At 60.7% G+C, this 11,575-nt stretch carries 12 protein-coding genes; 6 read left to right on the top strand and 6 right to left on the bottom strand.

Features of this window, described 5'->3' with window-relative positions; genetic code table 11:
- The first annotated feature begins 17 nt into the window (after nt 1-17).
- The gene (locus VMA09_24310; protein HUA36751.1) at nt 18-1,220 is read left to right on the top strand and encodes an acyl-CoA dehydrogenase family protein; all 1,203 of its coding nucleotides are present in this window, start codon (nt 18-20) and stop codon (nt 1,218-1,220) included.
- Between the two features lie 11 nt (nt 1,221-1,231).
- Here VMA09_24310 and VMA09_24315 read toward each other — a convergent pair whose 3' ends face one another.
- Nucleotides 1,232-2,104, bottom strand: coding sequence for an LLM class F420-dependent oxidoreductase (locus VMA09_24315; GenBank protein HUA36752.1), 873 nt, complete (start codon nt 2,102-2,104; stop codon nt 1,232-1,234).
- The gene (locus VMA09_24320) at nt 2,104-3,585 is read right to left on the bottom strand and encodes a nitrilase-related carbon-nitrogen hydrolase (protein ID HUA36753.1); all 1,482 of its coding nucleotides are present in this window, start codon (nt 3,583-3,585) and stop codon (nt 2,104-2,106) included. Before VMA09_24320 ends, VMA09_24315 begins: the two co-directional genes overlap by 1 nt.
- A 243-nt stretch (nt 3,586-3,828) precedes the next feature.
- Between VMA09_24320 and VMA09_24325 the strand changes: the two genes are divergently transcribed.
- Nucleotides 3,829-4,608 carry an EthD domain-containing protein gene (locus VMA09_24325; GenBank protein ID HUA36754.1) on the top strand — a complete coding sequence of 260 codons (780 nt, stop codon included), beginning with the start codon at nt 3,829-3,831 and terminating at the stop codon, nt 4,606-4,608.
- Between the two features lie 8 nt (nt 4,609-4,616).
- Here the strand turns inward: VMA09_24325 and VMA09_24330 are convergent, their stop codons facing one another.
- From VMA09_24330 to VMA09_24340, 3 genes are all read right to left on the bottom strand, one after another.
- The gene (locus VMA09_24330; GenBank protein ID HUA36755.1) at nt 4,617-5,774 is read right to left on the bottom strand and encodes a phosphotransferase; all 1,158 of its coding nucleotides are present in this window, start codon (nt 5,772-5,774) and stop codon (nt 4,617-4,619) included.
- 20 nt (nt 5,775-5,794) lie between these two features.
- Nucleotides 5,795-6,589: an enoyl-CoA hydratase-related protein gene (locus VMA09_24335; protein ID HUA36756.1), complete on the bottom strand. Its 795-nt coding sequence runs from the start codon at nt 6,587-6,589 to the stop codon at nt 5,795-5,797.
- A gap of 103 nt (nt 6,590-6,692) precedes the next feature.
- Nucleotides 6,693-7,274, bottom strand: coding sequence for a helix-turn-helix domain-containing protein (locus VMA09_24340; GenBank protein HUA36757.1), 582 nt, complete (start codon nt 7,272-7,274; stop codon nt 6,693-6,695).
- A gap of 81 nt (nt 7,275-7,355) precedes the next feature.
- On the opposite strand from VMA09_24340, the gene VMA09_24345 reads away from it, so the two are divergent.
- From VMA09_24345 to VMA09_24355, 3 genes are read left to right on the top strand one after another with little or no spacing between them, the layout of a single operon-like run.
- Nucleotides 7,356-7,775: a hypothetical protein gene (locus VMA09_24345; protein HUA36758.1), complete on the top strand. Its 420-nt coding sequence runs from the start codon at nt 7,356-7,358 to the stop codon at nt 7,773-7,775.
- Nucleotides 7,776-7,835: 60 nt separating this feature from the next.
- Nucleotides 7,836-8,273: a hypothetical protein gene (locus VMA09_24350; protein ID HUA36759.1), complete on the top strand. Its 438-nt coding sequence runs from the start codon at nt 7,836-7,838 to the stop codon at nt 8,271-8,273.
- 10 nt (nt 8,274-8,283) lie between these two features.
- A complete protein-coding gene (locus VMA09_24355) occupies nt 8,284-9,366 on the top strand; it encodes an ATP-dependent DNA ligase (protein HUA36760.1) in 1,083 nt (360 codons plus the stop codon).
- A 30-nt stretch (nt 9,367-9,396) separates the two neighbouring features.
- On the opposite strand, the gene ligD is transcribed toward VMA09_24355, so the two are convergent.
- A complete protein-coding gene (gene ligD, locus VMA09_24360; GenBank protein ID HUA36761.1) occupies nt 9,397-10,704 on the bottom strand; it encodes a non-homologous end-joining DNA ligase in 1,308 nt (435 codons plus the stop codon).
- A gap of 230 nt (nt 10,705-10,934) precedes the next feature.
- Here ligD and VMA09_24365 point away from each other — a divergent pair, with 230 nt between their 5' ends.
- Nucleotides 10,935-11,546, top strand: coding sequence for a hypothetical protein (locus VMA09_24365; protein HUA36762.1), 612 nt, complete (start codon nt 10,935-10,937; stop codon nt 11,544-11,546).
- Nucleotides 11,547-11,575 lie beyond the last annotated feature (29 nt).

Genomic DNA, 11,575 nt, shown 5'->3' on the forward strand with positions numbered 1-11,575 from the left:
CTCTATGAGGATTGGCTATGGCCAATAACGATTCAACTTCCGGGAGGATCGGCCGCGTTCAGGGCGAACCGAAGTATATAACGCCGCTGCTGGATGCTATTGCCGCGCAAGCTGCCGAGGCGGATCGAACCCGCTCGATCTCCAAGGATGTGATCGCCGCGATCAAGAAGAACGACATTATGCGGATGTCGGCGAGCCGCGAGATTTCCGGCCTTGAAGAGTCAATCGTTGCAATCGCAAATGAACTGCGCGCCATCGCGCCGCGATGCGCCTCGACCGCGTGGTGCCTATGGAATCATCTCTGCGTCTTTCATGACTTCGCAGCATCGCTGGGACCGAGGAACGCGAAGTTCCTCAGCGACATCATATCCAAGCGCGAGTGGGTATGCTTTCCGGGCGGCGCTTCTACCGACGTCACCGCAATCGATAATGATGGCAAAACGATTCTGTCGGGAGTTGCCGCATTCGGATCCGGCGCCAAATATGCGGAATGGACCGCGGTCGCGTTTCTAAAAGAGGGCAGCAGAGAGCCTTTGTTCACCGTCGCCGATCTTCGACATCCCAAGGTCCGAATCAAGGAAACCTGGGACGGCAGCGCGGTGCGCGCGTCGGCGACCGATCATGTCTATTACGACGGCGTCGACGTGCCGAGCGAGCGCGTCGTCTCGACACCCCCGATGTTTCGCGCAGTTCTCAGGCGCACTGACTATCCAGTGATTAATCATCGTTATCGCGAAGACTGGGTCGCGCTGTCCGTGGTATGGCTCGGCGCGATGGCGACCGGAGTCGCCGAAGCGTCGCTCAACGACACGGCGACGAATATCAAACACCGGATCGCGATCCTCGGCACGAAGATGGTCGAGAAACCAACTATTCACTTGAACCTCGGCCGCGCTCGCGCTCTGATCAATGCCGCGACCGATACGGTATATGCCGCGATGGCCGAGACTGACGCGCGAATCGCAGCGCGAGTGACACCGACCGAGGCTGACTACTTCCGTCAGACCTCTGCCGGAATGCAGGCGGTTCTGCTCTGCGACGAAGCGATGAAACTCATTCTCCGCATTCTCGGTGGCAATGGATTGCGCGAAGGCACGGACTTCGAACGCCGGTATCGCGACTTCCAGGCGATGCCGCTGCACATCAACGGCCACGTCGATCGAATATCTGAGCAGCTCGGCCGCATCGCACTAGGTCTCGATCCTCAGAATCCGTTTTAGCTGGCGCTCATCTATACGTAGAGCGCGGCGAGGCGTTCGAGCTCGGCTTCGTATGTAGTTGCGGTCATCCGCGTGCCGATCTGCATGATGACGAAGCGGTGCGCTCCGGCGTCTTCGTATTCGTGCAGGCCGCTCTGAACGCTGGCGCGATCGCCGCGCAACTCGCGCTTCATGATCGTGATATCGAGGCGGCTGAAATCGCGCCCCACGCTCTCGCATTCGCCACGCAGCTTGCCGAGCTCGCCGCGCAGGACCGGAGGCGCGAGAAAAATCGGGCACCATCCGTCGCCCCATCGCACGACCCATCGCAGCGCGTTCTTGTCCTTGCTGCCGATCAGGATCGGTGGACCGTCCGGTTGCGCCGGCTTCGGATACATCCGCACTGGCGGGAACTTTATGTACTTGCCGCTGAAAGACGGCTCGGGCTTGGTCCACAACTCGCGCATCGCGGCGACGTACTCCCTCGTCTGACTCCATCGATGGGCAAAATCGACGCCCAAGATTTCCGATTCCTCTTTGAGCCAGCCCGCGCCGATGCCGAGCATCACGCGGCCGCCCGAGAAGTAATCGAGCGTCGCGATTTCTTTCGCCGCGACGATCGGATTGCGCTCCGGCACCAGCATCACGCCCGTCGCGAGCTTGAGCCGCGTCGTCACGGCCCCGGCGAGCGACATCGCGATGAACGGATCGCAGATGTGCGAATATACTTCCGGAATCCGGCCTTGCCCCGGCGGCGATTCGGGCAGCGGAGTCGCCGCGTTGACGGGAATGATCGCATGCTCGGGAATCCACAGCGACTCGAAGCCGAGCGCTTCCATCTTGCGCGCGAGACTCGCCGGATCGACGGTGTATTCGTTGACTGTAAACAGGATGCCAATCTTCATTATGCGCTTGACCGAGGTCGGAACACGGCAACGATTATTGCGATCGACGCGGCGATCGCAAGCCACCCGAACCAGTCGCCGAACTTTGTATATAGCGTTGTGCCGGGACCGATCGGAACATCAGCGACGACGATCGCGGGATCCTCTTCGAACGTCGAGCGCGAGGCGAGCGACGAGCCATAGGCGCAGTGCGCCGTGACATAACCGGTCTTGGCCGAGCGCGCGGTTGCGAATCCATTTTCGACGCCGCGCACCCACGACATCCGCTCGTGCATCAATGCGTTGGGTCCTACCCAGTCCCATGCCGGCACCAGCATCAGGCGAATATCCTTTTCGCCGTAGCCGCGGATGAACCACGGATAGTCGAGGTCCTTGCAAATCGCGACGCCGGTTTTGCCCCACGGCGCATCGAAGGTGAATATACTTTCGCCGGCCTGATAGCCGGCTTCGAAGCCCCTCACGAAGTAGTGTTTGTGATACTCACCGACGAAGCTGCCATCGGATGAAAAAATCCAGGCCGCGTTGATTTGCGACGCGCTATCGCGTTCGTTAATGCCGGCAACGATCCAGAGGTGCGAGGCGGCCGCCGCATCGGAAAGAATTTTCTTGAGCGCGTCGCGATCGTCGGCGGTGGCGCTCACGATCTTTTCCGGCAGCACTACAACCTGCGCACCCTGCGCTGCCGCCTTCGGCACCTGGCTCGCGTAGAAGTTGAGCAGGTCTTCAGCCTTGGTGGGATCAGTTGATCGCCACGAGCCGAGTTTCTGATCGCTCGCGATCAACGCGACCCGAACGCGCGGCTCACGCACCGAAGTCGCGAGCCGCACCAACCCGAATATCATCACCAATGCAAATGCACCGATCGCAACCGAAGTCGCGGCGAGCCAAGGCCTTCCACTTCCCGCGCGATACCAGGCGAAGGCAACCGCCGACGCGGGCAGCGACATCGCGAATACTATTCCCCAGATACCCGTGATCGACGCGAGCTGGAGCAGCGGCCGCAGCGTGTCCATGCGATACGCCGGATTCGCCCACGTGCCGTCGTACTGGTAGGCAAGCAGGAAGTAGAGCGCTGAATAGAGAATCGGAAAGACGAGAGCGGCCGGCCAGCTGTTCCACAGCCGCGCCGCAGCGCGCGCGACGAGCACCAGTAATCCGACGATAATTCCTGCGGCGGTCGCAATCGCGACGAACACGAACGTCGAAAGAAAAAAAGACTCCGCGCTCCATTCGCCGAAAGTGCCGATGAAGATCGGCACGAACGCGCAGAGCATCGCGCGCGCCCGCGTCGGGGCCGCGAACGCCACCGCAAGCATCGGCATCGGCGCGAAGAGCGCGACCGGCCACATGTCGATGAAACGGCTCGCGATAAAGAAGCAGACCGCGGAGATCGCGATACAAAGCGCTTCGCCAAGCGGGCTCGCGAGGAACGGCGCGCTTTGAACCGCCTGAATCTCAGCAATTTTCGGAACGCTCGCCATCACCACGCTCCTCCTTTTGCGCTCAGTCTAGCTGCTCTGCGGACAACTTACTTTATTGACTGATCCTGACAAGTCGAGTGCGCGACTCCAGCCCTGACTATCCTGATTAATGCATCCTGAGCTCGTGTTTCAGAAACGCGCCGCAGCGCGCCAGCTAGCACAAATCGCGAGCGCGGCCCGCAGACGGACCTTTGATGCGGGCGGCTTTTGTTGCTAGTGCTGCATCGACAGCGGGAGGAGAAAATGATTCGCCTGATTTTTGTTCTGCGCCGCAAGCCTGCGATGTCGCGCGAAGAGTTCCAGAAGTACTGGTATGAAAACCACGCGCCGCTGGTCGCCAAGCACGCGACTACGCTCAATATCCTCCGCTATCTGCAGGATCACACGCTCGACGATCCGATGAACGAGCAGATGGCCCAGGCGCGCGGCGGGATGGAACCGGCCTACGACGGCGTCGCCGAACTCTGGTGGAAGACGCGCGAGGCGCTCGCATCGAGCTTCGGCAATGCTGCCGGTCAGGCGGCGGCCAAGGAGCTGGTCGAGGACGAGGCGAAGTTCATCGACCTGCCGAATTCGCCGCTCTGGCTGGCTTATGAGTATCCGCAGATCAATCCGTCCGAGGACATGGTGGCGCGTCCGGCGAGCGGCCTCGTGAAGATTTTCTTTCCGCTGCGCCATCCGCCGAATCAGACTCTCGAGCAGGCGCAGCTCTACTGGCGGACCAATCACGGCCCGATTATTCGCGGCCTCGCCGGCGGCTCGCGTCTGAAGAAATATTTCCAGGTCCACCGATTCGAAGATCCGATCGAGCAGCAGCTTCGCGCGCCGCGCGGAACGAAGGTTCCGCCGTATACCGGCCACGCCGAAGCATGGATCGATCGCGCCGAGTCGGCTGCGGCGGCAGGAACGCCCGAGGCGCGACGCGCAGGTCAACTCGCTGTTGAGGATGAAGCCAACTTCATCGACTTCAAAAACTCCTCGATGTGGGTCGCGAAGGAGCGCGTGGTTATCGATCGCCGATAGTCCTGTCGCTATTCTTTGAAGCTCCCGAGCGCGTCGAGATCGTCGATCGCTCGTGTCATCCGCCCGATGAACTCAATCGAGCTCTCGCGCGGTTGCATGATCGGCGCCTCGGGCGGCTGTCCCAGCGTTCCAGTCCACCAGGCGAGCGCGCCGAATGTCTGCTGCCGGTAGATAGTCCACGCCTTGTCGAATCCGATGCGGGGTCCGCCCGAAGACGCGAGCGCATCGAGGTAGAGCCGCAGCAGGTCGCGCTCCCACGCGCGCCGACTCTCAGTCGTGAGCGCCGTGGTGATCGCATACGAAAGGTCGCGGCCCCAGTTGCCCTTGCATGCACACTGCCAGTCATTGAGGCCCATTTCGCCCCCAGGGGTCGCATACCAATTTTTAAGATGCGGATCGGAATGCAGAAACGTTCGCGGGAGCTCACGATGCCGTGCGACTGATTTCAGGGTCGCGGGCCAGATCTCGCCCGCGCGCCGGAACAGCGCGGGTGGGATGACTTCCTCGGCTTGGGCGAAGCCCCGTTGGCAAGCCTCGCCAAAGCCAGCCTCCTCGACCGTGATCGCAAAGTAATCTTCCCAGTCATTGAAGCGCGCGAGTGTACTACTCAGTTCGGGACTTTCGTAGTACGCGGAATGGAGCGCCGCAAAGAGCCGCATCTGGCTCTGAGCGCGCTCGAGCGGCATCTCGGTCGCATGCTGGCAAAATTCGACGCGCCCCGTCATGTCCTCGAGGATGACAATCGAGTTGAACGTTTCAGGATCGAAGCGCGCAAAGAGCGGCCGCGGCGCCTCGATCGCAAGTCCGCGCCGGAGCGCGTTGTAAAATGTAACCTCGGCTTCGATACCGCCGTTCATGCCGAGCAGGTAACGGCTCTCCAGTCTTTGCGTGCCCTTGCAGAAGACGCTTTCCGGAAGCAGCGCACTTTTCCCCGCGCTGTTCCATTCCAGGAAGATTCGCCTGCGGCTCGACGTTCCTTCGTTCGTGTCTCCAAGTCTAAGAGAAACTACCTTTGCACCGGGATGATTCGCGGCCAGAACGATGCTGAGCCACTCGGGCGTGATTGCTTCATACGACAGGGGAAGATCTTTCTCTGACCGAAGTAGTCCGCCGGCCTGTTGCTCAGCCTCGAATCGCGACCGGATCTCCGCGTAAGTTGGTCTCATAACATCTTCCTCGTAGCGCGCTAGCGGCGGAACCTGGCGAAGTCGGGGCGGCGCTTTTCGAGGAAGGCGTTTTTGCCTTCGAGCGCTTCCTCGGTCCCGTAATAGAGCGCGAGCCCGCGCAGCGCCACGGCGCCAATGCCGCGGAGCTCCTCGCTCGGTGCGTTGAAAGAGGCCTTGGCGAGCGTGATCGCCGTCGGGCTCATCGATGCGATCTTTTTGGCCCACGCGCGCGCTTCGTTCATAAGCTCGGCCGCCGCAACGACCTTGTTTACGAGCCCCATTTGACGGCATTCATCGGCTGAATACTGTTCGCACAGATACCACATCTCGCGCGCCTTCTTTTCGCCGACCACGCGCGCAAGGTACATCGTGCCGAAGCCCGGATCGACGCTGCCGACTTTCGGCCCAACCTGTCCGAACTTTGCCGTTTCAGCCGCGATTGTGAGATCGCAGATCACGTGCAGCACATGTCCGCCGCCGATCGCATAGCCGTTGACGGCCGCGATGACGGGCTTGGGAATGTCGCGAATCACCGAATGGAGATCCTCGATATCGAGTCCCAGGTCCGATCGCACCGGCTTGCCCTTGTAGCCGCCCTCTTCGCGCGTGGTCTGATCGCCGCCAACGCAGAAAGCTTTTTCGCCCGCACCGGTGAGAATCACGCAGCCAACGCTGCGATCGCGCCAGGCGTCGTGAAACGCCGCGACCAACTCATCGACCGTCTGGGCGCGAAACGCGTTGAGCTGCGCGGGCCGGTTGATCGTGATCGTCGCAACGCCGTCTGCGGCTTCATATAAAATGTCGCTGAACTGCATGTTCTTCCCCATTGATGCGAGATTGATCCGGAACCTGGTCAGTACCCGGATCGATGCGGACCCTGGCGGACTATTGCAGATTGAACCGGCAAGTTGGAGCCGATCATTCGAAGAATGGCGCGAGCATTTTCACCAACGCTGAAGTGAAGTCGCGCGCGGTGCGGACTCGATGCGCGGAAGTTGCACATACAAGGGCTGCCTCCGCGATCGCGCCGGCGAGCAGATGTCCAATTGCCTCAATCTCGCGCGCCGATAACTGTGGTTTGCGTTTGGTGTCGATCGGCGCCTGCATCGCGCCGCCGAAGTAACGCGCGTCGATCTCGCGCCATTTCTCCCATCCGAGCACCGCTGGCCCGTCGGTCAGCAGAACGCGGCGAAACTTATCACCGGCAATCGAGGTGAGATACTTCAGCGTTCCCCGTTCGAATCGTTCGATGATACTCGCGCCTGACGCCGCGGCGGCGACAACCTCCGCGGCGAGCGCCGCCGTCATCTGCTCGAAGACGCGGGCAAAAATCTGTTCCTTGGACGCGAAGTGATGATAGACGGCGCCCTTGGCGACTCCCGCGCTCTCGGCGATATCGTCGATACTCGTGGCATCGAAGCCGGTTGCGGTGAATAGCTCCTGAGCCGCGCTTATGATCGCGGCGATAGTGGCGGCGCGCCGCTCGGACTGACTGGTCATCGTTGTTTCGTCCCGATTGACAAACCGACTGGAAGTCGGTAATTTTACAGACTCGAAGTCGGTAAATCGGAGACTAGCACAATGACGACAGTTTCCTCGACCCTCTGCTTCATGGGTGCGCTGCTTTTCCTTCTCGGTCTGCTCATCGGATTCGGTATCCCAAGTTTCCGCAATCCACGCATCGGGCTGTCGGCGCATCTGACGGCGATCGAGAGCGGTCTTGCGCTGATCGCTTTCGGGCTTCTGATCCCGCATCTGACGATCGCGGCTAGATGGGCTGGCGCGGTCGGCCTCGCGCTCTGGCTCTCGTTGTATGTGCTGTGTGCGGGACTCCTGTTCGCCGCAGTGTATGGCACAGGCAGGGTGTTCCCGATCGCCGGCGGAGACATGGCGGCGAAGGCGTGGCAGGAAAAAACTGCCCGCGTCTTAATCTCAATCGGGTCGCTGGGCAGCGTAGGAGCGATCATTGTTTTGCTGGCGAAATGGCAGTGGCGTGCGTGAGGTCGCGTCAAGCGGAAACGACTGGTAGCGATCGCGCGATTGTATGTATTGTGGCTCGCAGTGAGCGCCTCCCTTTTCCCGCCGAGCACCAACAGTGACTATCGCGGCTCGATCGTCTCCGCATACTTCCTTACCCTTTTCAGCGTTCTCACGATTGTGCCCGGCTGTATCCATGTATTCACGCCGGACGGCGGAGCGGGCAGTATCGCGGGGATCAACCTTGTCCAGAATGGCCGGGTGATTGTTGCGCTCTTCGCCTGGGCGGGTGCGACCCAGATCGCGTTCGGCCTCACGACGCTGGTCGTGTCGCTGCGCTATCGAACTTTCGTGCCGATCATGCTCGCTCTGGTGATTGTCGAGCGCACCCTTCACGCGCTTGATGCATGGATTCTCAAAGGCGGTCCGAGCGGACACCATCCGCCCGAGCACTATGGCGTGCTGGTAGTGCTGCCGCTGTTGCTCGCAGCGCTGGCGCTCTCCCTTCGCCCGAGCGGGTAACATCAAAGCCATGCAGCTTCCCGTGAATCCGCCGATCCTCCCGATGCTGTCAAAACGCATCGAGCAGTTGCCAGCCGGCGAAGGCTGGATATTCGAGCCGAAGTGGGACGGATTTCGCGCGCTCATTTTCCGCGACCGCGATGAGGTTTTTATCCAGAGCCGCGACGCGAAGCCGTTGAACCGCTATTTTCCCGAGCTTATCGAACCTTTGCAGGCCCAGTTGCCCACGCGCTGCGTGCTCGATGGTGAGATCGTGATCGCACGCAACGGCGCGCTCGACTTCGACGCGCTGCAACTCCGTCTTCATCCGGCGGCGTCGCGAGTCAAACTGCTGTCGCGCGAGACCCCTGCGTCGGTAGTGTTCTTCGATCTCCTTTGTGAGAACGACCGCGATCTGCGTGGCGAGCCATTTCAAAAGCGGCGTCACGAACTTGAATCGCTTCTCGGATCCGCCGAGCCGCCGATTCATCTGACCCCGGCCACGAACGATCGTCAACTCGCCGCGGACTGGTTTCGCCGCTTCGAAGGCGCCGGCCTTGACGGCGTTATGGCGAAGCCGCTCTCCGGCACGTATCAACCTGACAAGCGCGTGATGTTTAAAATCAAGCACGAGCGCGATTGCGACTGCGTCGTCGCAGGTTTTCGATGGTACAAGGGCGCCAAGAATGTCGCGGTCGGGTCGCTCCTGCTCGGGCTCTTCAATGATGCCGGCGCCCTACAGCATGTAGGAGTATGCGCCAGCTTCACCGACAAGAAGCGCCGCGGGCTCACGGAGTTTCTCGCCACCTATCGTCGCGATGCCCTGAAGGATCATCCATGGAAGTCCTGGGCCGATGCCGCCGCGGCGGATGAGGCGGGTCATCGAATGCCGGGAGGACAGAGCCGATGGAGCCAGGGCAAGGATCTGTCCTGGGAGCCGCTGCGCCCCGAATTGGTCGTCGAAGTCGCGTATGAACATATGCAGGGCGGCCGCTTTCGCCATATGTCGCAGTTTCGCCGATGGCGTCCGGACAAGGATCCGCACGATTGCACTTACGCACAACTCGAAGTGGTTGCGCCCGAGGAACTGGCGGCGATTTTTGGCGCACGATGACGGCGAGTCGCGATTCGATTAGTCAGATACTCAACTCTTGCTTCGACGGGCGTGGCTCGTGCGCCATTCGCGGGTTGGATCGTCGTCCGGGTCCGGCGTCTCCTGCGAGGGGCGTAACGCCTCAGGCACATGGCAAAGGTTGACGCGGATACGCGTCCAGGTGGAGGAGCGCCCGCGCATCGAGTCCACCAGGATGTCATCGACAGCCAGATACTCGTCCACATCGGGATGTCTCTGCTTCCATCGCTCCAGGCCCGCAAGGGCCGCAGCTTTATCGGGCGAGTTTGCGACCACAACCAGCGGCATCTTGATACGCGAGGGCTTAGCGGCCGCACGCGATCGCGACGGCGCCACCCGCCGCGGCTCACCGTCCATCTTGCGGAAGTGCGGCGGCCAGGGCGCATCGCCAAGGCCCGCGGCTTCGTCGCGCTCTGCCAATTGCAGCAAACTCTCGAGCGACCCTGCCGCAGCATCCATGCCTTGATGAGGATCGTCCGACTCAGCGAACCTTCTCGGAACGGTCAGCATCGTGAAATCAGCGGGATCGCAGTCGGGAACTTCGTGCCAATGAAGCGGAGTGGAAACTCGCGCGTCCGGCACGGGGCGCACTGAGTAGGCCGACGCGGTGGTCCGATCCTTCGCGTTTTGATTGTAATCAAGGAACACACCGTGGCGCTCTTCTTTCCACCATTTCGAGGTCGCGAGAGAAGGCGCGCGCCGCTCAACTTCGCGCGACAGCGCAAGCGCGGCGCGGCGGACCTGGTCGAATGTCCAGCGCGGCTCAATCCGCACATTAATATGCATACCGCGCGAGCCGCTCGTCTTGGGCCATCCGTGCAAACCCATCTCCTCGAGCAGCGATTTCACTTCCATCGCGACAGCACGAACGTCGGACCAGCTCACGCCCGGGCCTGGATCGAGATCGACTCGCAACTCATCGGGATGATCGAGATCGCCGGTGCGCACCGGATGCGGATGCAGCTCGATGCATCCGAGATTAACTATCCACGCGAGCCCGGCGGCACCGTCGACAACGATCTCCTCAGCGGTGCGGCCCGAGGGGAAGCTCAACGTGATCGTTCGCAGCCACGATGGCCGCTGCGCGGGCGCGCGCTTCTGGAAGAACGCCTCGCCTTCGGCGCCGTTGACGTAGCGCTTGAGAACAATTGGACGGTCGCGAATACCCTGGAGAGCACCGGGAGCAACTGACAGGTAATAGCGAAGCAGGTCGAGTTTCGACAGACGGGTCTGGCGCGAGAAATAGAGTTTGTCGGGATGCGTGACCCGCACTTCCCGACCGTCTATCAGGAGCAGCTCGCCAGGATCTTCCTTAGCCACACCGGTAGCCCACGTTGATAAGCGTGCGGTGCGAACTGCAAAAACCCTTAGCGCGATTCGGATTCATTGGTCTTTATAATTGTTCTCACGACTAGTCTGGTCAAACTGCGCGCTATAACTGCATCCTCGATTAGCATAGCCGATCGGCTGCGCTAGACTCTGAGTGTCCGACGAGCGCGGCCCGGCGGGTATCAGATTAGCCCCTTCAGGATAATGCTGAGGTTTGGTTCATGAAGTATTTTCTTGCCTTGATCGTTCCTCTGATCGCGAGTGGATGCGCGGCGCTGGCGGCGAGCAGCGCGGCGCCGACTACGGCTACAAACGCTGAAACCGCAGTTTCGACCATTTCAGCGATGCCCAAACCTTCTGCTTTTGATTACGTCGGAAGATCTGACACCAAGGTGGATTTCGTAAATCCCGCGGCGTTGCTCGACGATAGTACTTACGTTGACGCGAAAGTCATTGACGCTCAATGCGCTTTCAGGACCGCCGATCCACCGTTCCTGATTCCAAACGATAAATCGCAAACCGCGTGGACTTTCACTGGCCGCTTGAACGAGGACGGATCGTTCCAGGCCCTCGACTACAAGAGCATCTTCTCGCTGGGCATCGGCGAAGGAGCGCAGCAACTCGGCACCTGGCCGGTAAAACTAGTCGCCTTCAGCGACTTTCCCGATGAGTATCTAGAAGATCGGTTGGCAACCGTGGCTGCAGACAAGATCGATAGCGCCGATCAACATACGTTGGCGAGCCGTTACATCGCCAATTCGCAGCGAATCGGTGAGCATGTCGCGGAACTCGAGCGCGCATACGATCCCCACGAGGAATGCGCCGCCAGGTAGGTCTAGCAGATCTACACACGGCTGAAGTC

It is taken from the genome of Candidatus Binataceae bacterium, assembly GCA_035508495.1.
GTDB lineage: Bacteria > Desulfobacterota > Binatia > Binatales > Binataceae > JASHPB01.

Excerpts from the sequence above, each read along its gene's own strand:
- VMA09_24310 (HUA36751.1), top strand. The coding sequence starts at position 18 with ATGGCCAATAACGATTCAACTTCCGGGAGGATCGGCCGCGTTCAGGGC.
- VMA09_24315 (HUA36752.1), bottom strand. The coding sequence starts at position 2,104 with ATGAAGATTGGCATCCTGTTTACAGTCAACGAATACACCGTCGATCCG.
- VMA09_24320 (HUA36753.1), bottom strand. The coding sequence starts at position 3,585 with ATGGCGAGCGTTCCGAAAATTGCTGAGATTCAGGCGGTTCAAAGCGCG.
- VMA09_24325 (HUA36754.1), top strand. The coding sequence starts at position 3,829 with ATGATTCGCCTGATTTTTGTTCTGCGCCGCAAGCCTGCGATGTCGCGC.
- VMA09_24330 (HUA36755.1), bottom strand. The coding sequence starts at position 5,774 with ATGAGACCAACTTACGCGGAGATCCGGTCGCGATTCGAGGCTGAGCAA.
- VMA09_24335 (HUA36756.1), bottom strand. The coding sequence starts at position 6,589 with ATGCAGTTCAGCGACATTTTATATGAAGCCGCAGACGGCGTTGCGACG.
- VMA09_24340 (HUA36757.1), bottom strand. The coding sequence starts at position 7,274 with ATGACCAGTCAGTCCGAGCGGCGCGCCGCCACTATCGCCGCGATCATA.
- VMA09_24345 (HUA36758.1), top strand. The coding sequence starts at position 7,356 with ATGACGACAGTTTCCTCGACCCTCTGCTTCATGGGTGCGCTGCTTTTC.
- VMA09_24355 (HUA36760.1), top strand. The coding sequence starts at position 8,284 with ATGCAGCTTCCCGTGAATCCGCCGATCCTCCCGATGCTGTCAAAACGC.
- VMA09_24365 (HUA36762.1), top strand. The coding sequence starts at position 10,935 with ATGAAGTATTTTCTTGCCTTGATCGTTCCTCTGATCGCGAGTGGATGC.